The sequence below is a fragment of the Microbulbifer thermotolerans genome, assembly GCF_001617625.1.
Lineage (GTDB): Bacteria > Pseudomonadota > Gammaproteobacteria > Pseudomonadales > Cellvibrionaceae > Microbulbifer > Microbulbifer thermotolerans.
Genome location: NZ_CP014864.1, coordinates 506,900 through 529,533 on the forward strand (window position 1 = coordinate 506,900; position 22,634 = coordinate 529,533).

The window sequence follows — 22,634 nt, forward strand, 5'->3', positions numbered from 1 at the left end:
CTCTTAGTCCTGGGATTTCTCCTGCATGTCCGGCAGATTGATTTCCACATAGGCCTGGTCGCGGATTTCGCGGCGCCAGTTCTGCAGCTCCTCCTCGTAGCGGCGGTTGCGCAGCAGGTTGGCGGCCTGGTTGCGGATGTACTGGTCTGTCATGTCCTGTTTGCGGCGGCCTTCTACCTTCAGAATGTGCCAACCGAACTGAGAGCGAAAAGGCATGCTGATTTGGCCTACCGGAGTGTTGTTCATAGCCTGGGTAAATTCGGGTACGAACTGGCCGGGCATGGACCAGCCCAGATCGCCGCCCTGTAGCATGGTGCCGATATCTTCGGAGTTTTCCCGTGCCAGCTTGGCGAAGTCGGCGCCTTTTTCTATTTGCTCACGAAGTTCGACAAGCTTGTTGTAGGCATCATCGTCGCTGAGGATGGCGGAGGGTTTGATCAGAATATGCCGCACCTTAGTCTGTTCCACCACCTGCTCGGTTGCACCGCGCTGAGCGTGGATCTTGAGCAGGTGGAAGCCCGCATCGCTGCGGAATGGGTCTGTGACATCGCCCACCTTGAGCCCTTCCAGGGCGTCGGCGAACAGAGTCGGCAGTTCCACTGTCTTGCGCCAGCCCAGGTCGCCGCCGGAGAGGGCGTTTTGGCCGGCGGAGTTGGCGATGGCCAGACGGCGGAAGTCGGCGCCTTCACGGGCCTGCCGGGCCAGTTGCTCGGCTTTTTCCCGCGCCTTTTTGACTTCGTCGGCGGGGGCACTGGAGTTGACGGGGATCAGGATGTGGCCCAGTTCGTACTGGGGGGATTTCCAAAATTCGCCTTCCTTGGAGCGCAGAAAGTTGTCGATATCCTGATCGGTAATCTGGATGCGGCGGTTAACACTGCCCTGCTCGACGCGGCGGATCAGCATTTCCTGGCGGATTTGGTGGCGGAAGTTTTTCATGGAGATGCCGTCGGCAGCCAGCTGCTGACGGAAGGCTTCCGGACTCATACCGGCGTTTTGCTGTACCCGAGCGATGGCTTGATCGAGCTCCGCTTCGGAAATGGTGACGCCGGCGCGTGCGGCCATTTGCAGCTGCAGTCGCTCGATGATCAACTGCTCCAGCACTTGGCGGCGCAGTATGTCGATGGGGGGCGCCTGTACCTGCTGGGCCTGGATCTGGCTCATGATGGTGTTGAGACGCTGTTGCAGTTCGCTGGCCATCACCACGTCGTCGTCGACCACGGCGACGACGCGGTCGAGCGTCTGTACTTGGGCGGAAGCGGCGGTCGCCACCAGGGCACAGAGCGCAACCAGCGCCATCAGGCCGCTCTTAAGCGCGGATTTCTGCATTATTGTCATCACTGTTTCAGTACTTCTCTTTGATCAAAATTGGCGATGCCCTGGCTCAGCATATTGGAGACGGTGCTGCCCAGTCCGGCTAGCCCTTTCAATTGGAGTTCCAGATAGACGCCTTCGTCGAATTCCAGATCTTCAGGATCCACCACGTCCGCCAGATCGTTGTCGAGAGATCGGCGCCACACCAAGCGCGCGCGGTAACAGCAGCTGTCATATTCGACGCCGGCAAGGTATTCCAGTTCCCGGTCGTAGGTGAAGTCGTAGTTGGCTCCGGCCAGTATAGAGGTGTGGGCGTTCACGGGTAAGACGGCGGAGACGTTACCCTGGCGGATGGATTCATCTGTCACTTTGCCATTTGTCAATATGATTTCGTCGTCATCGCGCTGGTAGACGTAGCCCAGGTTGAAGATGCGGAGCTTGTCGTCCAAATAACGCAGGCTGAAGTTGCCGCGGTTGATGTTGTGTTCGCTGTCATCGTAGACGATCTCGCTGGCGATGCGCAGCGGCTGGATTGGCCGGCTCTCCAGGCGGGCGGCCAGTTCCGAGCGGGGTGATGCTTCGATAAAGTCGCTGGTACCGATTCGCGCGTCGTCGGAATAATAGATCTGGCCGATACTGGCGGACAGTAGGTCGCGCCCGCTGCGCGGGTCGATAAAGCGCGTGGTCAGGCCCAGGGCCACGCGGTCGGCGTCGTCGATGCGGTCGTTACCGGTGAAGCGGCTGTCGCGGAACAGCTGGTCGTAGCTGAAGGTGAACAGGGAGGTGTCGAACAGCAGGTCGTTGCCGCCGTCGAGAGCATCCTCGCTGATATCGATAAAGTCGTCCTGGTCGGCATCGCTGCTGACCAGGGCGAAGAGCCGCGGCTCCAGGGTCTGCACGTAGTCGTGGCCGAAGGCGTATCCGTCGCGCTCGAAGAAAAGTCCCGTATCCAGCGTGAACTGTGCTGCGGAAGCCTCGGGGGTGTCACTGGTCCCGGTTTTCAGGAATTGGTCGTCCAGGTTGTAGCCCAGGTAGCGGGCTGCAACGCCGGGCTTGATATAGCCCCACAACCACTGCTTGTCCCAGTAGAGTTCATAGTCCAGTCGCACCCGCTCGCCGGTGACGAAGTCGCGCGTGCTCTCGGTGACGCTGTCCGGGTCGTCGGTGTCGGCGATATAGCGGATGGTTTGGGTTTCGTCGTGGTCCCAGGATGTGACCTCATTCTCCAGCGACAGTTGCCAGTTTCCCCAGCGGTAGTTACCGTCCACATCCAGGCGCGGTAGCTGGGCGTAGGTATCGAATTGGTCCTTTTGCAGCAGCTGGTAGTCCTGTGTGCGCAGCGTCGCCCGCCAGTGGTCGTTGCTGACGCTGGCCTGGATGGTCTGGTTGACTTTGGTCTCGGCGGAGACGCTCAGGTTGGCGGTGTCCAGATCCCGGAAGTAATCCGGGTCGCTGACTTTGGTGTAGTCGATCTCGGTGCGCCAGAAGCTGCCGACGCCCCCCTGTTGCTCGATATTCAGCAGCCAGCGGTCGGTGCCTTTGGCTGGCAGTACCAGGTCCTCAGGGAAACCCGCATCAATCAGGTCGCGGGCATCTTCATCGTCGCCGCCCTTGTCATCCGGCAGGCCGGCGAGGCGGATTTCCGTGTTGAACATGCGACTCAGGTGGCGCACCTCTACCTCGGCGCCCGTGCCCCGGTACTGGATATAGCGGGGCACAATGGTGGCGTCCATTTGCGGAGCGATGTTCCAGTAGTATGGAATGGCGATATCCCAGCCATTTTCGCTGTTGTTGCTGATGCTGGGAAAAAGCAGGCCGGACAGGCGCGCGTCCCCCACCGGAAAACGGAGGTAGGGAAAGTAGAAAATCGGTACATCGGCGATTTCCAGGCGGACGTCGCGGGCTACCCCCTGGCGCTCGACGCTGTCGATCGTGATCTCACCGCCGCTGACGCGCCAGATCTCCTTGCCCGGCTCACAGCGGGTATAGTTGCCCTGAGTGAGGGTCAGTTCTCCACTGGCCTCTCGCGCGGCTTGGTTCGCGTGTCCGTGCACAAAGGCATCGTGCACGACATAGGTCGCGTCCTCAATGGCTGCAGCCTTGCTGTCCGTGTGTACCTCCGCGGCGCTGCCTCGCACCAGCAGGTTGGGTTCGCGCATTTCGATGCTGCCGCGTAATTGGGCGGTGTTTTCACTGCGGTTAACGTCCACCTGATCGGCGAATAATTGCCGGTACCCCTGGGTGACGTGCACATTGCCGCGCAGTTGGGCGGTGCCGTCTTCCAGCCAGATGGATTCGTCGGCGGTGGCGCGCAGCGGTGCCTCGTCGGGGGTCAGGTGCGCGTCGGGGTAGTTTCGCTGCGGTTCCACAAAGGCGCCGGAACAGACGGCTGGCATGGTGGCGCGCTGCGCTGGTGTTAGTTGCCACTTGGGCAGCCAGTCCAAATAGAGATAGGGATTGTATTCCGCGTCAGTCGGCGCGGAGCCATCCTGTACTTCGGTAGCGTTGGCCCACAGCGGTTGCGCGGCGATCAGGCCGATAGCGAGCGAGCGCGGGCGATAAATTCGTCCAATTGCCAGCGCCAGGCGGCGCCACCGGGAAACTTCCAGCATCAGGTGATATGTTCCGGCTATCTCTAGTGTTTTTTTGAAGAGGGGCGTGCGCCGGGGCGCGTGAAAACAGCGGACGATTCTACTTGAATGTGCGCCGTGTTGACACCAACTGGTGGCAGCACAGTGTAAATCTGCGGGAATTCGCCGCTGTCGCTGGACGCAACTCGCGGCCCGGTTACAATGCGGCCAAATTAATTGGAGTAGTAGCGGCGCATGAGAGAGCCTTTCACAGGCGAGGAGTCTGTCACGAAAGACAATACAGATAAAAGGCTCGAGGCTCTGAGCCAGTGGGCCGGCCGCGCGCTGCGCACAGGTAGCGTGTTGCGGCTGTGGAAACTGGCCGGTGACGCAGGCTTCCGCCGTTATTTCCGCGCCGGAACCGAGCCGCCACTGGTCGCAGTGGATTCTCCCCCGGAGCGCACCAATCCGGCGCGGTTTGTGGCGATAGCGGACTATCTGCGCCGCTACGGTATCCACACGCCGATGGTCGTCGCAGCGGATGTCGAGCGCGGGTTTATGTTGCTCGAGGACCTGGGGGACAAGCAGCTGCTCGGCCAATTGAATGACGACAGTGTGGAGACACTGTACGCGGAAATGCTGAGCGAGCTGCTGTGCCTGCAGCAGATACCGCCGGCCGAGAATCTCTTGCCGTGCTACAGCCGTGAACTGCTGTTGATGGAGATGCGGATACTGCCCGAGTGGTTGGCCAACCGGTTACTCGGTTACTCGCTGGATACAGCTGAGGAGCAGTTGGTGGAGCAAACCTTCGCTCTGTTGTTGGACTCCGCCTGCGAGCAGCCCAAGGTACTGGTGCACCGGGATTACCACAGCCGCAATCTGATGGTCCGCGATGGCGAACGGCCCGGCGTGCTGGATTTTCAGGATGCTGTCTGGGGGCCGGTCACCTATGATCTGGCCTCGCTGCTGCGGGACTGCTATATACGCTGGCCGCGGGAGCGGGTGGAGCACTGGGCTTTGACCTATGCTGCCACCGCGGAGGCGGCTGGTGTGCTGGAGCCGGTACAGCCCGGTACCTTTTTGCGCTGGTTTGACTGGATGGGGTTGCAGCGGCATATCAAGGTGTTGGGTCTTTTCCCGCGCCTCTATCTGCGCGATGGCAAACCGGGGTATCTGCCGGATCTGCCGTTGGTCATTCGCTACACCTTGGAGGTGTCTGACCGCTACCCGGAATTGCGTCCCTTCGCCGATTGGTTTCGCGAACGACTGCTGCCACTGGTTGAGCGCCAGGAGTGGTATCGGGATTACCGCAGTGCCGGTAACCGCTGAGCGTCCGCGGCAGGAAAGAGTATCCGCGGCAGGAAAGAGTAACTGTACAGATTTTACACATACATGATCGATTCCCTTTCACCTGATCCGGCGCCCACTGCCATGGTGCTGGCCGCCGGATTCGGCAAACGCATGCGTCCCCTGACTGACCGTACGCCCAAGCCGCTGCTGCCGGTAAACGGCAAACCGTTGATTGAATATGCGCTGGAGCGGCTGGCCGCGGTGGGGGTGAAGCAGGTGGTGATCAACCTCGGATATCTGGGCCATCGGATTCGCGAGCACCTGGGGGACGGCTGCCGCTGGGGGGTGCGGATTTGCTACTCGGTGGAGCGGGAAGAGGAGCCGCTGGAGACCGCGGGCGGAATAATCAAGGCGCTGCCCCTGTTGGGCGATGGTCCCTTTTTCGTCGTCAACGGCGACGTCTGGTGTGACTTTGACCTGTCGCACTGGTTGGCGAGGCCCCTGCCTGCCGGTTGTCCCGGCCGCCTGCTGATGGTTCCCAATCCGCCCCATAACCCAGAAGGGGATTTCGGTATCGAAAACGGCTTGCTGTCCGGCACCGCCAAGCCCCGCTACACCTTTTCTGGTATCAGCTGGTTGCGTCCGCAGGTGCTGACGGAATACCCCCGTGCACGCGAGTGTTTTGGACTGGGGGAAGTACTTACTTACAACGAAGAACGCCTGCAGGCGGAGGTTTACGAGGGCGACTGGTGTGACGTGGGCACTCCGGAGCGCCTCGAGCGTTTGGATCAGCGCCTCAAAGGCAACCTATAAACTGAAGGATATTGCTATGTCGGATTACAAGATTGCCCCCTCCATTCTCTCCGCCGATTTCGCCCGCCTCGGTGAAGAAGTGGATGCAGTGCTGGCCGCCGGTGCCGACTGGGTGCATTTTGATGTGATGGACAATCACTACGTGCCCAACCTCACTATCGGCCCCATGGTGTGCCAAGCCCTGCGCAAGCACGGGGTGGAAGCGCCCATCGATGTGCATCTGATGGTGGAGCCGGTGGACGATATGATCCGTATGTTTGCCGATGCCGGCGCCACCTATATCACGTTCCACCCGGAGGCTTCGCGGCATGTGGATCGCTCGTTGCAGCTGATACGCAGCCTCGGCTGCAAAGCGGGGCTGGTGTTCAATCCGGCCATGGGTCTGGACGCGGCCAAATACGTAATGGACAAACTGGATATGATCCTGCTGATGTCGGTCAATCCGGGCTTTGGTGGCCAGAAATTTATTCCCTCGGCCTTGGATAAGTTGCGTGAAGCGCGCGCATTGATCGACGCTTCCGGCCTGGATATCCGCCTGGAAATCGACGGCGGTGTCACCCGGGACAATATCGCCGAGATCGCCGCCGCCGGTGCCGACACCTTTGTCGCCGGTTCCGCCATCTTTAATGCGGATGACTACGGTGAAGTGATTGACGCCATGCGGAGGAATTTGGCGCAGTAACGCATGAGGGCGGAGAAGCGTGTGTTTCTCCGCCCGCTGAACCCCCTTGCCCACCCCGATCGGGATTTGTACACTTGAGCGCCTGCAACGAGGGAATGTCCGTGAACACTAACGCCTGCACCCATTGGGCCCCCCAAAACACCAGCTGGCGATGGCGCCGCTGATCCGCTGAGGTCATCCGGTACGGGTACCGGTCGGCCGTCTTTCCCGCGGGCACCTTAGGAATCCCGCCCGCCAACCGAATTCCGAAAAGCAATTTTGAACTCTGGAGTCGTCGCCATGACCCCAAGCGAATACGCCCAACTTGTGTCTGCGGGCTACAACCGCATACCGCTGGTGCGCCGTGTGCTGGCGGATGTCGAAACCCCCTTATCCACCTACATCAAACTGGCCGCGGGCCCTTACAGCTATCTGCTGGAATCGGTGCAGGGCGGTGAAAAATGGGGGCGCTATTCCATTATCGGCCTGCCGGCACGCACCCTGCTGCGGGTGTGTGGACACGAGATCACCGTCGAGCGCGACGGTGAGGTGATAGAACGGTGTGAGTCCGCCGACCCACTGGCGTTTGTTGAAGAGTTTCAGCGCCGTTACCGAGTGCCGGAGCTGCCGGATCTGCCGCGTTTCAACGGCGGTCTGGTGGGCTATTTTGGCTACGACTGTGTGCGTTATATCGAGCCGCGCCTGGCAGATAGCGCGCCGCCGGACACCCTTGGAAACCCGGATATACTGCTGATGGTCAGCGATGAACTGGTGGTGTTCGACAACCTGGCTGGCGCGGTGATCTTTATTGTGCACGCCGACCCGGAGCAGGAAGACGCCTATGATCGCGCTCAATCCCGGCTGGGCCAGCTGGTCGGCAAATTGGCGCAACCGCTGCCGGCTATGGTGCCGCTGGATCTCAACGGTGCCGGCATCGATGAGTCGGTGTTCAAGTCTCATTTTGGCGAGGAGAACTTCAAGCGCGCCGTCGATCGGGTCAAGGAGTACATACTCGCCGGTGACGTGATGCAGGTGGTGCCCTCCCAGCGGTTGTCGGCGCCCTATGAAGCCCCGCCGCTGAACCTCTACCGCGCCTTGCGCAGCCTGAATCCCTCCCCGTACATGTATTTCCTCGACCTGGACGATCACCAGGTAGTGGGTTCCAGCCCGGAAATCCTGGTGCACCTGGAGGCGGGGGAAATGACCGTGCGGCCCCTGGCCGGTACCCGCCGCCGCGGTGTCACTGAAGAAGAGGATCGCGCTCTGGAAGAGGAGCTGTTGGCGGACCCGAAAGAGATTGCAGAGCACCTGATGCTGATCGACCTGGGCCGCAACGATGTGGGCCGGGTGGCGCAGACCGGCAGCGTGCGGGTGACCGAGCAGATGGTGGTGGAGCGCTACTCCCATGTTATGCACATCGTCTCCAATGTGACCGGTCAACTGAAATCTGAGTTGGGAGGCATCGATGCACTGCGCGCGGCTCTGCCGGCGGGTACGCTGTCCGGCGCCCCGAAGATCCGCGCCATGGAGATTATCGATGAGCTGGAGCCGGAGAAGCGCGGTATATACGGCGGTGCCGTGGGCTATTTGGCGTGGAACGGCAATATGGATACCGCTATCGCGATACGCACTGCGGTAATAAAGAATAGGCAGTTATATATCCAGGCCGGCGCCGGCTTGGTAGCTGACTCACAACCCCAGTCCGAGTGGGACGAAACCATGAACAAGGCGCGCGCGCTTTTCCGTGCCGCAGCCATTGCGCTTTCCGGAGTGTAATCGACAAGATCACCAGCGATGAACGAAGTTAGTATTTCGCAGAAACCGACCTTTGCCGAGCAGTGCAAGCGCCTCGCTGAAGCACCGTTGTTCCACCGAGTTATCATTGGCCTGATCCTGCTCAACGCCGTCGCCGTGGGCCTGGAAACCTCTACCTGGGTCACCGAGCGTTTCGGCGGCCTGCTGGGGGCGATCAATCAGTTGATATTGATGGCCTTTGTCGCCGAGGCCGCGGTCAAAATGGCCGCTCATGGCAGCCGCCCCTGGCGCTACTTTGCCAATGGCTGGAACTGCTTCGACTTCGCAATTATCGCGCTGAGTCTGATACCGGCCGCCGGCCCTCTGGCGACCCTGGCGCGCCTGGTGCGGGTGCTGCGGGTACTGCGCCTGGTCTCGGCTTTTCCCGAATTGCGCCTGCTGGTGGACACCCTGTTGCACAGCCTGCCGGGCATGTTCCACATAGCGCTGTTGATGACGATTATTTTCTACATCTATGGCGTGGCGGGTTATTTCCTTTTCCACGACGTGGATCCGCTCCACTGGCGCAGCCTGCCAATCGCGCTGCTGACTTTGTTCCGCATCGTCACGCTTGAGGACTGGACTGACGTTATGTACACAGCTATGGAGTCCCTGCCGTGGGCCTGGCTCTATTTCGTCAGCTTTGTGGTCATGGGCGCATTCGTAATGATCAACCTGTTTATTGGCGTAGTGTTGAATAATCTGGAGGAAGCCAAGCTGCGTCGCCTGGACGAGCTGCGGTTGCCGCCAAGCCATACCGAAATACTGCGCGAGCTGCGCGCCACCCAGGACGCGCTTGCACGCCTGCAACGCCGTATAGAGCAATCCGGAGAAGGGGCCGAGCAATGATATTGATGATCGATAACTACGATTCCTTCACCTGGAATCTGGTGCAGTACCTGCAGGAATTGGGTGCGCATGTGAAGGTGGTGCGCAACGATGAAATTGCGGTCGAGGATATCGACGCGCTGGCCCCGGAAAAGATTATGATTTCTCCCGGCCCCTGCACGCCCAATGAAGCCGGTATTTCTATGGACGCTATCCGCCGTTATGCAGGGCGGATTCCGATACTCGGAATTTGTCTCGGCCATCAGAGTATCGGCCAGGTGTTTGGCGGTAAGGTTGTTCGGGCGCGCCAGGTAATGCACGGCAAAATTTCTCCGATAGTGCACAACAATCTGGGGGTGTTCCACGGCCTGTCCAATCCCTTTGAGGCCACCCGCTACCATTCGCTGGTTGTGGACAAAGACAGCCTGCCGGAGAGCCTGGAGATTACTGCTTGGACAGAAACGGAAAACGGCGAAATAGACGAAATCATGGGGTTGCGCCACCGCGAACTGGCGATTGAGGGGGTGCAGTTTCACCCCGAATCCATTTTGACTCAGCACGGCCACGATATGCTGAGAAACTTTTTGCAATCCTAGGGGGGGCGCCGCGAGGCACCTCGTACCCGCACTCTTTTTGAGCCTTGGGGGGAAGAAAGAATGAATATCCAAGAGGCCATCGCCAAGCTGGTTGGCGGCGAACACTTGAGCCGTGCGGAGATGCGCGAAATCGTGGGCCAGATTATGCGCGGCGAGGCCGCAGAAGCGCAAATTGGTGGCCTGTTGGTTGCCTTGCGCATTCGCGGTGAGACAGTCGATGAAATCGCCGGTGCGGTTGAAGTTATGCGCGAACTGGCGAAGCCGGTGGCACTGGATCTGACCAATGCGGTGGATATCGTCGGTACCGGTGGTGACGGTGCCAATCTGTTCAATATCTCCAGCGCCGCCAGTTTCGCCGCCGCCGCCGCGGGTGCCCGGGTGGCCAAGCACGGCAACCGCTCTGTGTCATCTTCCAGCGGTGCTGCCGATCTGCTCGAGCAAGCGGGTATTTATCTGGAGCTGACACCGGAGCAGGTAGCCCGTTGCGTGGATGCCATCGGTGTCGGCTTTATGTTTGCGCCCAGTTATCACAGTGCTGTGCGCCATGTGGGGCCGGCCCGCAAGGCGCTGGGCATGCGTACCATTTTCAACCTGCTGGGCCCCTTGACCAACCCCGCCGGTATCAAGCGCCAGGTAATCGGTGTCTACGACAAGCGCTATTGCCGCCCGATCGCGGAAGTCTTGCAGCGCCTGGGTTCCGAGCACGTGCTGGTATTGCACAGCGACGATGGCCTGGACGAGGCCAGCCTCGCCGCGGACACCCTTGTGGTGGAACTGAAGGGTGGCGAGCTGTACGAGTGGACGCTCCGTCCGGAGGACTTCGGTATCAAACGGCAGAGTCTCGATGGTCTCAGTGTATCCGGAGCCGCCGAATCTCTGGCTCTGATTGGCGATGCGCTGGGCAAGCGCGCCACTGAAGCCGGGGGCAAAGCCGCCGACATTATCGCCCTGAACGCCGGTTTAGCCGTTTACGTCAGTGGCGTCGCTGACTCCGCGGGGCAGGGTGTCGACATGGCCCAGGATGCCATTGCCAGCGGTATCGCCGGTGAGAAAATCAAAGACCTGGCCGCTTTCACCAGCGCCTTCCGCTCTTAATCGCGTTGAGGGACAACAGCCATAAGCCAGGGGGAACGACCATGAGCGCACAGGAGACAGCCGTGAGCGCAGACAATACAGCCGTAAACACACCGACCATCCTAAAGACGATTGTCGAACGCAAGTGGCAGGAAGTGGCGGAGCGCAAAGCGCGTTGTTCCCTGCAGGAAATGCGCGCGCGGGCGGAAGACCAGCCGCCGGCACGAGGATTTGTCAGCGCCATAGAAAATAAGTTGGCCTCCGGTGAGGCGGCGGTCATTGCGGAGATTAAAAAAGCCTCGCCCAGCAAAGGGGTGATACGGCCGGACTTTATTCCCGCGGAAATAGCCACAAGCTACGAAAAGGGTGGCGCCGCCTGCCTGTCGGTGCTGACAGATGTGGATTTTTTCCGGGGCAGCGATGTGTATCTACAGCAAGCCAGGAGCGCGGTACGCCTGCCGGTGTTGCGCAAGGACTTCACGGTGGACCCCTATCAAGTGCTCGAGGCCAGGGCCATTGGTGCAGACTGCATACTGCTGATTGCCGCCTGTCTCGAGGATGCGCAGATGCGGGAATTGAATGACTTGGCGCGGGAGCTGGGGCTCGATGTACTGGTGGAGGTGCACAATCGCACTGAGCTGGAGCGCGCCCTGGCACTGCCGAATCGCCTGATCGGTATCAACAACCGCAACCTGCACACATTTGATGTACAACTGGAGACCACTTTCAAGCTGCTGGATTTGATCCCTGAAGACCGCATCGTGGTCACCGAAAGTGGCATTCACACCACCGACGATGTGGCGGCTATGCGCGGTCACAATGTGAATTCATTTTTGGTTGGTGAAGCGTTTATGCGGGAGGCGGAACCGGGGCGCAAGCTGATGGAGATGTTTAACTAGGGCGCAAGGATAACAACTTAGCCCTCAGGCTGCCGGGCTCTATAGGGCGATCGCAGGGATCGCCCTTGCTGTGGTGGCGGTAACCTTTAGCGGGTTCCGTAGACCACCATCGTTTTGCCTTTCACCGACACCAGCCCTTGCTCTTCCAGTGTTTTGAGCACCCGGCCGACCATCTCCCGAGAGCAGCCGACGATACGGCCTATTTCCTGGCGGGTGATTTTAATCTGCATGCCTTCGGGATGCGTCATGGCATCCGGCTCGTTGCACAGGTCCAGGAGCGTGCGCGCCACTCGACCGGTGACGTCGAGGAAGGCCAGGTCTCCCACCTTGCGCGTGGTGTTGCGCAGGCGACCGGCCATCTGGGTCGCTAAGGCGAACAGGAATTCCGGGTGCTGACGGGTCAATTCCTGGAATTTGTTGTAGGAGATCTCGGCCACCTCACACTCGGTTTTTGTGCGTACCCAGGCACTGCGGGTGTCCTGATCGAACAGGCCCATTTCGCCGAAAAAGTCGCCGTCATTCAGGTAGGCCACGATCATTTCGCGGCCCTCGTCGTCTTCGATCAGTACGGTCACTGAACCGCGCATTATGAAGTAAAGGGATTCGCAGCGGTCGCCAGCGTAGATGATAGTGCTCTTGGCTGGATAGCGTCGCCGGTGGCAGTGAGCGAGGAAGTCTTCAATATTGCCGATAGTCATAGGGTCTTCGGTAGCAACCGTCACGGATCTACTCCTTATTTATTAATGTGGTGCCGGATCCCAACCGGAAAGCGCAGCAACATGGCGAATTATGGCGCTAAAACTCTGCCCCCAACAGTAGCCGGGTCCGGGAAACTCTCGCAGTGTGACCTGCGACACCTTTGTGGTGCCGGGAATGAAACTTATAGCGGCTGCGGCGCTCAGAGGCAACCGGCGTCTAACACTGTTTTGCTTTCTGTGACGCGGGTCCGCTGTAGTCACTAGGGGAAAAACCTGGGGGGAGCCAGGGGTGGAACGCGGATGTGATAAGCTTCGCGGCTTTATCGTGATGGAATAAAAGGAGTCAGGTGATGCGGGGGACTGTGACCTGGGTAGACGAATTGACCTTTGTTGGCGAGGCCGGCAGTGGCAATTCTGTGGTAATGGAAGGTGGGCGCAAGAACAACGGCATCCGCCCTATGGAGATGATCCTGCTGGGTGTGGGCGGTTGTGCTTCCTATGATGTGGTCACAATTTTGCAGAAAGCACGGCAAAAAGTTGTTTCCTGCCATTGTGAACTCAACGGTGAACGACCGGATACGACACCGGCGCCATTTACCCGTATCGAGATGGAGTTTGTCGTGCGCGGTAGCGGCTTAAAAGAAACGCAGGTGGCGCGGGCAGTGGAGCTGTCGGCGGACAAGTATTGCTCAGCGTCCATTATGCTCCGCAACGCCGGAGTGGAAATTGTGCACAGTTACCGGGTGGAGGAAGTCTGACATCCGCGTGACCTCCCACAGCTGGGGCGGTGGCGCGCCGCCCCGCCAGCTGTGGCAACAACCGCCGCAGTCATCCCGGAAGGTGGCTGCGGCGGTTTCGTTTAGATTCGGTAGCTGGTTGATGTCATCGCCTTGGAGACAAGGGTCATCAGCTTTTTCACCGGTGCCGGGAAACGGGCGCCGCCGGCCTCCAGCGCGGAGTGACCGTGTTTTTCCTCGTCTATCAGCATTTGCTCGACCACAGCACGACTTTTCTTGTCCTGGGCCGGCAGCCGCTCGAGGTGGCTCTGCAGGTGCTTGCAAACCTGCTCCTCGGTGGCAGCTACGAAACCGAGACTGATGCGATCACTGACCTTGCCGGCGGTGGCGCCCAGGGCAAAGGAGAGCCCGTACCAGAGAGGGTTGAGCAGGCTGGGGCGGCTGTCCAGCTCGCGCAGGCGCTGCTCGCACCAGGCCAGGTGGTCTATTTCCTCGTCGGCAGCGCGTTCCATTTCAGATCGCACTTCCGGCAGTTTGGCGGTCAGCGCCTGGCCCTGGTAGAGGGCCTGAGCACACACTTCGCCACTGTGGTTAACCCGCATCAACCCGGCCGCGTGCTTGCGTTCCGCCTCGGACATTTCCGTCTCTTCCTCGGCCGCGGCCGGAGTTTGCCGCCCGCAAATGGGCGCGCCGGGACTCAAGGTCCGCAGGGCGCGGTCCGCTTGTAGCAGTAGATGATCCAGGGCGGTCAGTTTGCGCTCACTCATAATTTGCAGCTCCGTATCTGTACTTAGAGGGATAGCGGTCAGTGGCCGCGCCTGGACAGTGATTACTGGTTTTCCTCCCGCTCCACCGCGCGGAAGCCGATATCCTTGCGGTAGAAGGCGCCGTCCCAGTAAATATTACGCGCGCAGGCGTAGGCGTTGGCCTGCGCGGCGGCGACGGTATCTCCCAGGGCGGTGGCACAGAGTACGCGGCCGCCATTGGTGACTACCCGTTCGCCATCCAGCGCCGTACCGGCGTGGAACACCTTGGTGTCACAGTCGTCGTCCGCGCGATCCAGACCACTGATAGCGTCGCCTTTGCGGTAGCTGCCAGGGTAGCCGTGTGCCGCGAGCACCACTCCCAGTGCCGGGCGCGGATCCCACTCGGCCTCTACTTGATCCAGACGCTTGTCCAGGGCAGCTTGACACAATTCCACCAGGTCGGACTTGAGGCGGATCATGATCGGCTGGGTTTCCGGATCGCCGAAGCGGCAGTTGTATTCGATCACCTTGGGTGCGCCCTCCGGGTCTATCATCAGACCGGCATAGAGGAAACCGGTGTAGGGCATGCCCTCGGCGGCGAGCCCTTTAACGGTGGGCTCTATCACTTCGCGCATGATACGTTGATAGACACTGTCGGTAACGACGGGCGCGGGAGAATAGGCGCCCATACCGCCGGTGTTGGGGCCTGTGTCGCCGTCGCCGACGCGCTTGTGGTCCTGGCTGGTGGCCATCGGCAGTATATGTTCGCCGTCCACCATGACGATGAAGCTGGCCTCTTCGCCTTGCAGGAACTCTTCGATCACCACGCGGCAGCCGGCTTCGCCGAAGGCGTTGCCGGACAGCATGTCGCGCACGGCCAGCTCCGCTTGCTCCACCGATTCGGCGACGATGACGCCCTTGCCCGCAGCCAGGCCGTCCGCCTTCACCACAATAGGTGCACCGCGTTCGCGGATGTATTCGATCGCGGGCTCAATCTCAGTAAAGTTGCGGTAGGCGGCGGTGGGAATATTGTGACGCTCGAGAAAGTCCTTGGTGAAGGCTTTTGAGCCCTCCAGTTGTGCCGCAGCCTTGCTGGGGCCAAAGATGGACAGGCCGCGCCCGTTGAAGAAATCGACGATACCGTCTACCAGCGGCGCCTCGGGGCCTACGATGGTCAGCTCTACGTCGTTTTCCTCGGCGAAATCCGCCAGGGCGGAAAAGTTGTCCACACCGATGGCCACGTTTTGCAGTTTGGGTTCGCGGTCGGTGCCCGCGTTGCCCGGGGCGACGAAAACAGTGTCGACGGCGGGATTCTGCGCCGCCTTCCATGCCAGGGCGTGCTCGCGGCCGCCGGCGCCAATCACCAATATGTTCATTTTCAAATCCCCCTCAGTCGGCCGGTGTAATCCAATAAGTGCGCTATTTTAGCCCGGAATAGGGTGGGCAAGAAAAAGCCGGCCCATTTTGTGCCGGCTTTAATGACCGGTTTGCAGTCGCAACCGGTTGTCAATGGCGGAAATGGCGCATGCCGGTAAAGACCATGGCCATATCGTGCTCGTCCGCGGCGGCGATAACCTCTTCGTCACGCACCGAGCCGCCCGGTTGAATGACTGCGCGGATACCGGCGGCAGCGGCGTTGTCGATGCCGTCGCGGAAGGGGAAGAAGGCGTCGGAGGCCATAACGGAGCCCGCCACCTCAAGTCCCGCGTGGTCCGCTTTGATCGCCGCGATGCGGGCGGAGTTAACGCGGCTCATCTGGCCCGCGCCGACACCAATGGTGCGGCCGTCGCGACCGTAGACAATTGCGTTGGACTTCACGAACTTGGCGACCTTCCAGGTAAACAACAAGTCGCGGATTTCTTCCTCTGTGGGCTGGCGCTTAGTGACCACTTTGAGATCTGCTTCAGTGACTGCGCCGTCGTCGCGGTCTTGAATCAGCAAACCACCGTTGACGCGCTTGTAGTCCAGCGCCGGCTGGCGGGTTTCACTCCACTGGCCACAGGCAAGCAGGCGTACGTTCTTTTTCTCAGCCACAGCGGCTTTGGCTTCTTCGGAAATGGACGGGGCGATAATCACTTCAACAAACTGACGTTCGACTATGGCTTTTGCAGTGGCGCCATCCAGTTCCCGGTTGAAGGCGATGATACCGCCGAAGGCGGATTCGCTGTCGGTTTCAAAGGCCAGGTTGTAGGCCGCGCCGATGCTGTCGGCGATGGCCACACCGCAGGGGTTGGCGTGCTTGACGATCACGCAGGCCGGTTCGCTGAAGGATTTGACACACTCCAGGGCCGCATCGGTGTCGGCGATATTGTTATAGGAAAGCGCTTTGCCCTGCAATTGAACCGCGGTGGCGATACCGGCTTCCGCCGGCGCAGCTTCCACATAGAAAGCGCTTTTCTGATGGGGGTTTTCACCGTAGCGAAGATCCAGCTTTTTGATGAACTGGCTGTTGAAGGTGCGCGGGAAGGGTTGCTGCTGGCCGTCTTTGAGGGCGCCCAGATAGTTGGCGATGGCGCCGTCGTAGCTGGCCGTGTGTTCGAAGGCTTTGACCGCCAGATCAAAGCGGGTGGCCTGGCTCAGGGCGCCGCTGTTGGCTTTCATTTCCGCAATGATGGTGTCGTAATCCCCGGCATTGACGACGATGGCGACATCCTTGTGGTTCTTGGCCGCCGCGCGGACCATGGTCGGGCCCCCGATATCGATATTTTCGATGGCGTCCGCCAGTGTGCAGTCCGGCTTGGCGACTGTCTGGGCGAAGGGGTAGAGGTTGACCACAACCATATCGATTGGGCTGATACCCTGTTTAGCCATCACGTCGTCGTCGGTGCCGCGGCGACCGAGGATGCCGCCGTGCACCTTCGGGTGCAGGGTCTTTACCCGCCCGTCCATCATCTCGGGAAAACCGGTGTAATCGGAGACTTCCACTACCGGGATACCGGCCTCCTTCAGCTGGCGGTGCGTGCCGCCAGTGGAGAGTATTTCAACGCCCATTTCACTGAGTTGCCGGGCGAAGTCCACGATTCCGCTTTTGTCCGATACGCTGATCAGCGCGCGGCGAATCGCAACCTTGTCAGTCATAGCAGTTAATCCATCCAGGTTACAGAAAAGGGTTCTACCCCCAGTGGGGCGGGGAAATTCTGCTGCTGGCGTCCGCAACTTCGGTGCCTGCGCATCGATGAAGACATCCGGCGGTTGCGGTCTAGGGGAAATCCCGCGTCAGCAAACGGCGAGGGGGGATGAGTGACCTCATCCCCCCTCGCGTTGTTCGGCTACAGTGCCGCGACTAGCTTACAGCAGCCCGTAGCGTTTCAGCTTTTTGCGCAGGGTGCCGCGGTTCAGGCCCAGCAGCTGCGCGGCCCGGGTCTGGTTGTGGCGCGTGTGTTTCATAACCACTTCCAGCATAGGCGCTTCTATTTCGGACAGCACCATATCGTAAACGTCGGTGACCATTTGCCCATCCAGGTGGCGGAAATAGTTTTCCATCGCCTGCTCGACGGCGTCGCGCAGGGATTGCTGCTGCGGCTGCGCCAGTTGAGTCTGTCCCCCGACGGATACCTCTTCGTTGCTAGCATCCGGAATTAGTGCTTCGTTATTCATGCCGCTTGTGCCCCTCTCGTTATTCGGCGTTCAAACCACTGCTGAACGCTGGCATGTTGTGCTTCTGCGCTATCTAATTTGAAAAAGGTCTTGCGAAAGGACTCGCTCCCCGCGAGTGTCTTCAGGTACCAACCCACGTGCTTGCGGGCGATACGGACCCCCATTTCTTCACCGTAGAAACGGTGCAATTCGCCCAAATGGGCGAGCAAAATGTCCCTGATTTCTGCCAGTGAGGGTTCGGGCAGCCGCTCACCGGTGGCGAGATAGTGGTTTATCTCGCGGAAAATCCAAGGCCGTCCCTGTGCTGCACGGCCAATCATCACTGCAGCTGCGCCGGTGTAGTCGAGCACATCCCGGGCCCGTTCCGCACTGGCGATGTCACCATTGGCGAAAACTGGAATTTTCACCGTGGATACAATCTCGGCAATGGTATCGAATTCGGCTTGGCCGTGGTAGCCACAGGCGCGGGTGCGACCGTGTACCGCCAGTGCGGAGACGCCGATGTCTTCGGCCATTTTAGCCACCCGGACCCCGTTGCGAGATGCAGGACACCAGCCCGTGCGGATCTTTAGGGTTACGGGGACAGAGACAGACTGCACTACAGCTTGCAGTATGTCCGCGACCAGTTTCTCGTCCCGCAGTAGGGCGGAGCCCGCCGCCTTTTTGCAAACCTTCTTCGCCGGGCAGCCCATGTTGATATCGATGATCTGAGCGCCGCGCCTGACGTTTTCCCGTGCCGCTTCAGCCATCATATGTGGGTCGCCACCGGCGATCTGCACCGATATTGGCGCCACCTCGCCGGTGTGCTCCAGGCGGAACCGCGACTTGCGGCTGTTCCACAGGCGGGTATCCGCTGTCACCATCTCCGACACCACCAAGCCCGCACCAAGTTTTCGGCACAGCTGGCGGAAAGGGCGGTCGGTAACCCCAGCCATAGGAGCCAAAATTACCGGGTTGTCGATAATGTAAGGACCTATGGCGATGGACACTGTTGCTCCGCTCGGGCGTCAGGGGGCTTTCACAAAATCGGGACCAAATCGCTCCCGGCCGGGTAAAAACAGCGGCCTATGATAGCCGCTGCCCTGGCGTTGGCAAAGCGAAAAAACGCGCAAATTGATTGTGTTGTGCTCGTTTAGCCTGCGGTTTGGTCAATTTTTGCGGGTTCACGCGCCATTTTGTGCTGGTGTTACAGGGCGAGATGCGGCGCTCAAGGGGCAATTTGCAGCTCGTAGTTCACCGCCTCTTTGCCCGGGTCCACGATCTCTATTCCGATGTGGACCGGGCTTCCGCTGGGCATTTGTCGGCGCCCGGCCAGTTCGCCCTGCAAATAGTCTTCGGGTTCGAAAAGTCGGCTCGCGACTGGTTTGTTCTTCAGGTCCCTGAAGCTCAGTAACAGCCGCGGAAAGGGCTGATCGAAGGGCGCCGTGTTGAGCAGAATCGCGTCCACCACCAGGGCGCCCTGAATTTGTGCGTGGCTGCGCACCACCAGATTGGAGGTGTGTATGGCCTGCAGATCCACTTGCGGCGGCAGCTCACAGTCCAGCATTGGACAGACCGCAGCGTAAATGTTTCTCCACGGCTGTCGCTTGCTCAGGCTGTCGAAGCGGAAATAGGCGACCTGCGCCAGGATGCCGGCGGCGAGCAGCAGTGCCAACAGTGTCCAGAGCCAGCCCGGGACACGTCTTTCGCGGTGTGGAGACCAGGCGACTTCCAGAGGTGCGGGTTCTATGGCGGAGATCAGCCGCTCGCGCTCGGAGCCTGCGGCAAAATCGTGAGAGGCCGCACTGGCAGAGGTCTCTTTTGATGTGTTGGGCAGAGGGGTATGCCGCGTTTGTCCACTCAGTGCACTCCGGGGGGGCTTCCGCTCTTCCCGGTTTGTTGGCGGTGGGGTGGAGTCAGGCTTTTGCGGCGCTTGGGGGATTTCATTTGCCCATGGGGTGTCATCCCAATCGTCGTCCAGCAGAACTTCGTTGTCGTCGTCTTCTTCGTCGCCGTCTTCCTGTATCGCACTCGGCGCGGCGGCGATTTCCTGCCATTGGCTATCGCCAAAGGCGTCGTCGATCAGTGGTTGTTCGTCCTCTTCGCGCACCGCGCTCGGGGGCGGCGGGGTTTTGTCGGTGGGCGCTGTCGTCTCTTCTTCATCCTCCAGATCCATATCGTCGTGAATCAGGATGTCGTCGTCCTCAAGCAGCGCCTCCAGGCGTTTGTGTTCAGAGGGAGCGCCTTCGTCGAAGACAATGTTCTCGTCGGCGCGGAATACCTGCAGGCAAGAGCCGCAACGCACTGCGCCGCGGGCTGCGCGCAGTTGCTGCTCATTGACGTGAAACGGTGTGCTGCAATGGGGGCAGCGGGTAACCAGTTGCGACATGCGAGTTGCGTAATTTTTATCGGGGCGCCAAGTGTAGCAGCAGGTTGCGTGACGGCGAACCTTGTTCACCTTGTGTTAGGGAGACTCTGATTCATTGGCTCCTGGACGACAAAGAGACCTATCACCCAAATGAGAAGCTCAGGTGGTGGGATGGATATTTCGAAACCGTCGGATACAAGGACGTATCCGGCGGAGCTACAGGGAAGTACTCGTGCGTTTTCGAAATATCCATCCCATTACCTGAGCGCCCCGGAACCAACGACTGTGCTCAGGTGAATTCATCAGAGGCTCCTTAGGCGCCCGCGAGCCCGTAGCAGCGCTTGTACCGATTTATCGGTGCCTAGCGTACGCGGGTGCCGCTGAGGCGCACCCAGTCTTCATGTAGCCCGTCCGCGTCGAAGTCGATCCACTCCCGGTAGGCCGCTTTAACCTGGTCCGCCTGAGAAGAAAGTATGCCGGACAGGCAGATGCGTCCCCCTATGCGGGTCAATTCGCTCAGTTGCGGCGCCAGTTCCACCAGCGGACCGGCGAGAATGTTGGCCAGTACTATGTCGGCCTTTTCCCGCGGCAGTTGCTCCGGCAGATAGACCGGAAAGCGGGCGGGGTCTATGCCGTTGCGCTCGGCGTTGTCGCGGCTGGCGATTAGGGCTTGCGGGTCTATGTCGGTGCCCGAGGCGCGCGCTGCACCGAGCAGTATGGCGCCTATACCCAGGATGCCGGAGCCGCAGCCGAAGTCGATGACGTTTTTGCCGGTCAGGTTTTCCTGTCCCAGCCACTGCAGGCACAGAAAGGTGGTGGGGTGGGTGCCGGTACCGAAAGCGAGCCCCGGGTCGAGCAACAGGTTGACGGCTTCGGGCTCCGGCGGTTCACACCAGCTGGGACAGATCCACAGCTTGTCCCCGCAGCGGATCGGCTTGTAATGGGACATCCACTCCCGTTCCCAGTCTTTGTCCTCCAGCTGTTCCCAGCGGGCGTTGGGCAGCAGCTCACACAAGTAGGCGGCGGCCTTGGCTTCGGTCACGGCGGTATCTACTTCCGCGTCGAAGAGGCCGGTGACCCGGGTGTGGTCCCACAGCGGCACTTCGCCGAGGCCGGGCTCCAGGATCGGTTGGTCGGCGTTGTCCTGCAGCGTGACGGACACCGCGCCGGCGAAAAGCAGCGCTTCCTCGATTTTTTCAGCGTGTTCGCGATCGGTATCTACACGGAGTTGGAGCCAGGGCATGGTAATTCAGTGGTGAAGGTTGGTTGTGGGTGTCATCGGAACAGGGGCCGGATATTCCTTTCCGGCCCCGCGGCGGAGCTATAGCTCCAGTTTTTTCTCGAGATAGTGGATGTTGACTCCACCCTGGGCGAAGGCCTCGTCGCGCACCAGTTCTTCCTGTAGCGGAATATTGGTTTTGATGCCGTCGACAATCAGTTCCGACAGGGCCACACGCATACGCGCTAGGGCCTCTTGGCGGTCCTCGCCGTGGGTGATGATCTTGGCGATCATGGAATCGTAATTGGCCGGTACTGTGTAACCGGAGTAAAGGTGTGAGTCGACCCGTACACCCAGTCCACCGGGGGTATGGAAGTTGTTGACCTTGCCGGGGCAGGGGAAGAAGGTCTTCGGGTCTTCGGCGTTGATCCTGCACTCAAAAGCGTGGCCCCGGATCGAGATATCCTCTTGCCGGATAGAGAGCTTTTCGCCCGCGCAGACGCGGATTTGTTCTTTAATCAGGTCGACACCGGTGACCATCTCCGTGACCGGGTGCTCCACCTGGATGCGGGTGTTCATTTCAATGAAGTAGAAACGCCCGTCCTCGTAAAGGAATTCGAAGGTGCCCGCGCCGCGATAGCCGATGTCGATGCAGGCCTGTACGCATGATTCCTGTACCTGGCTGCGCACCTCGTCGGGGATGCCAGGGGCTGGCGCCTCCTCCAGAACCTTCTGGTGGCGCCGCTGCAGGGAGCAGTCGCGGTCACCCAGATGGATGGCGTTGCCTTGGCCGTCGGACAACACTTGGATCTCCACGTGGCGTGGGTTCTGCAGGAATTTCTCCATGTACACTGTGCCGTCGCCGAAGGCGGCCTCGGCCTCGGAGCGGGTGACGGAAATGGCGTTTAGAAGGGCTGCCTCCGTGTGTACCACGCGCATGCCGCGCCCGCCACCACCGGCGGCGGCCTTGATGATGACCGGGTAGCCGATCTCGCGGGCGATTGCCAGGCAGCGTTCGCCGTTATCCGGCAGCGGTCCGTTGGAGCCGGGCACCGTGGGAACTCCGGCCTTTTTCATGGCTGCGATGGCGGAAACCTTGTCTCCCATGAGCCGGATCACATCGGGGTCGGGGCCGATAAACGTAAAGCCGCTCTTTTGCACCTGTTCGGCGAAATCGGCGTTTTCCGCCAGAAAGCCGTAGCCGGGGTGCACCGCCTGGGCATCTGTGATCTCCATTGCGGCGATGATTGAGGGGATGTTCAGGTAGCTCTGGGGCGAAGGATTGGGGCCCACGCACACAGACTCGTCGGCGAGGCGCACGTGTTTCAGGTCGCGGTCTACCTGGGAGTGAACGGCCACGGTGGCGATGCCCATCTCCTTGCAGGCGCGCAGTATGCGCAGCGCGATTTCGCCCCGGTTGGCGATCAGTACTTTTTCAAACATGCCGATTCACC

20 protein-coding genes are annotated in these 22,634 nt (G+C 60.1%); 9 read left to right on the forward strand and 11 right to left on the reverse strand.

Annotation, left to right across the window (positions count from 1 at the left end):
* Positions 1-3: 3 nt before the first annotated feature.
* On the reverse strand, positions 4-1,335 hold the full coding sequence (locus A3224_RS02055; protein ID WP_067150827.1) for a peptidylprolyl isomerase: 1,332 nt from the start codon (positions 1,333-1,335) through the stop codon (positions 4-6).
* Positions 1,335-3,923 (reverse strand): LPS-assembly protein LptD, encoded by a 2,589-nt coding sequence (locus tag A3224_RS02060; protein ID WP_067150829.1) that lies wholly within the window; start codon positions 3,921-3,923, stop codon positions 1,335-1,337. Before A3224_RS02060 ends, A3224_RS02055 begins: the two co-directional genes overlap by 1 nt.
* 213 nt (positions 3,924-4,136) lie before the next feature.
* Here A3224_RS02060 and A3224_RS02065 point away from each other — a divergent pair, with 213 nt between their 5' ends.
* The 8 genes from A3224_RS02065 to trpC all read left to right on the forward strand — a co-directional run bounded on the left by A3224_RS02065 (position 4,137) and on the right by trpC (position 11,836).
* Positions 4,137-5,210, forward strand: coding sequence for an aminoglycoside phosphotransferase family protein (locus tag A3224_RS02065; RefSeq protein WP_067150831.1), 1,074 nt, complete (start codon positions 4,137-4,139; stop codon positions 5,208-5,210).
* 63 nt (positions 5,211-5,273) lie between these two features.
* On the forward strand, positions 5,274-5,984 hold the full coding sequence (murU, locus tag A3224_RS02070) for an N-acetylmuramate alpha-1-phosphate uridylyltransferase MurU (RefSeq protein ID WP_231902432.1): 711 nt from the start codon (positions 5,274-5,276) through the stop codon (positions 5,982-5,984).
* A 16-nt stretch (positions 5,985-6,000) separates the two neighbouring features.
* Positions 6,001-6,666, forward strand: a complete 666-nt coding sequence (rpe, locus tag A3224_RS02075) for a ribulose-phosphate 3-epimerase (protein WP_067150834.1) — start codon at positions 6,001-6,003, stop codon at positions 6,664-6,666.
* Positions 6,667-6,945: 279 nt separating this feature from the next.
* Entirely contained in the window at positions 6,946-8,421 is a 1,476-nt protein-coding gene (trpE, locus tag A3224_RS02080; RefSeq protein WP_067150837.1) for an anthranilate synthase component I, read from the forward strand.
* Positions 8,422-8,439: 18 nt separating this feature from the next.
* Positions 8,440-9,288 (forward strand): ion transporter, encoded by an 849-nt coding sequence (locus A3224_RS02085; RefSeq protein WP_067150841.1) that lies wholly within the window; start codon positions 8,440-8,442, stop codon positions 9,286-9,288.
* Complete coding sequence (locus A3224_RS02090; protein WP_067150844.1) at positions 9,285-9,863, forward strand: anthranilate synthase component II; 579 nt, start codon at positions 9,285-9,287, stop codon at positions 9,861-9,863. The genes A3224_RS02085 and A3224_RS02090 overlap by 4 nt, the downstream gene beginning before the upstream one ends.
* A 60-nt stretch (positions 9,864-9,923) precedes the next feature.
* On the forward strand, positions 9,924-10,958 hold the full coding sequence (gene trpD / locus A3224_RS02095) for an anthranilate phosphoribosyltransferase (RefSeq protein WP_067150847.1): 1,035 nt from the start codon (positions 9,924-9,926) through the stop codon (positions 10,956-10,958).
* 62 nt (positions 10,959-11,020) lie between these two features.
* Positions 11,021-11,836, forward strand: a complete 816-nt coding sequence (trpC, locus tag A3224_RS02100; RefSeq protein ID WP_231902433.1) for an indole-3-glycerol phosphate synthase TrpC — start codon at positions 11,021-11,023, stop codon at positions 11,834-11,836.
* Between the two features lie 86 nt (positions 11,837-11,922).
* Here the strand turns inward: trpC and crp are convergent, their stop codons facing one another.
* A complete protein-coding gene (gene crp, locus A3224_RS02105) occupies positions 11,923-12,534 on the reverse strand; it encodes a cAMP-activated global transcriptional regulator CRP (RefSeq protein ID WP_067150853.1) in 612 nt (203 codons plus the stop codon).
* A 350-nt stretch (positions 12,535-12,884) separates the two neighbouring features.
* Between crp and A3224_RS02110 the strand changes: the two genes are divergently transcribed.
* Positions 12,885-13,292, forward strand: coding sequence for an OsmC family protein (locus A3224_RS02110; RefSeq protein WP_067150856.1), 408 nt, complete (start codon positions 12,885-12,887; stop codon positions 13,290-13,292).
* Between the two features lie 101 nt (positions 13,293-13,393).
* On the opposite strand, the gene coq7 is transcribed toward A3224_RS02110, so the two are convergent.
* The 8 genes from coq7 to accC form a co-directional block, all read right to left on the reverse strand.
* The gene (coq7, locus tag A3224_RS02115; RefSeq protein ID WP_231902434.1) at positions 13,394-14,038 is read right to left on the reverse strand and encodes a 2-polyprenyl-3-methyl-6-methoxy-1,4-benzoquinone monooxygenase; all 645 of its coding nucleotides are present in this window, start codon (positions 14,036-14,038) and stop codon (positions 13,394-13,396) included.
* 62 nt (positions 14,039-14,100) lie between these two features.
* Positions 14,101-15,393, reverse strand: coding sequence for a phosphoribosylamine--glycine ligase (gene purD, locus A3224_RS02120; protein WP_067150862.1), 1,293 nt, complete (start codon positions 15,391-15,393; stop codon positions 14,101-14,103).
* Positions 15,394-15,523: 130 nt separating this feature from the next.
* A complete protein-coding gene (gene purH / locus A3224_RS02125; RefSeq protein WP_067150865.1) occupies positions 15,524-17,095 on the reverse strand; it encodes a bifunctional phosphoribosylaminoimidazolecarboxamide formyltransferase/IMP cyclohydrolase in 1,572 nt (523 codons plus the stop codon).
* A 210-nt stretch (positions 17,096-17,305) separates the two neighbouring features.
* A complete protein-coding gene (gene fis / locus A3224_RS02130; protein WP_067150868.1) occupies positions 17,306-17,614 on the reverse strand; it encodes a DNA-binding transcriptional regulator Fis in 309 nt (102 codons plus the stop codon).
* Positions 17,611-18,549: a tRNA dihydrouridine synthase DusB gene (gene dusB, locus A3224_RS02135; protein WP_067157309.1), complete on the reverse strand. Its 939-nt coding sequence runs from the start codon at positions 18,547-18,549 to the stop codon at positions 17,611-17,613. The genes fis and dusB overlap by 4 nt, the downstream gene beginning before the upstream one ends.
* Positions 18,550-18,821: 272 nt before the next feature.
* Positions 18,822-19,982 (reverse strand): DUF3426 domain-containing protein, encoded by a 1,161-nt coding sequence (locus A3224_RS02140; RefSeq protein ID WP_067150871.1) that lies wholly within the window; start codon positions 19,980-19,982, stop codon positions 18,822-18,824.
* Positions 19,983-20,322: 340 nt separating this feature from the next.
* Positions 20,323-21,204 (reverse strand): 50S ribosomal protein L11 methyltransferase, encoded by an 882-nt coding sequence (gene prmA, locus A3224_RS02145; RefSeq protein WP_067150874.1) that lies wholly within the window; start codon positions 21,202-21,204, stop codon positions 20,323-20,325.
* A gap of 78 nt (positions 21,205-21,282) precedes the next feature.
* Positions 21,283-22,623: an acetyl-CoA carboxylase biotin carboxylase subunit gene (gene accC, locus A3224_RS02150; protein ID WP_067150877.1), complete on the reverse strand. Its 1,341-nt coding sequence runs from the start codon at positions 22,621-22,623 to the stop codon at positions 21,283-21,285.
* Between the last annotated feature and the right edge of the window lie 11 nt (positions 22,624-22,634).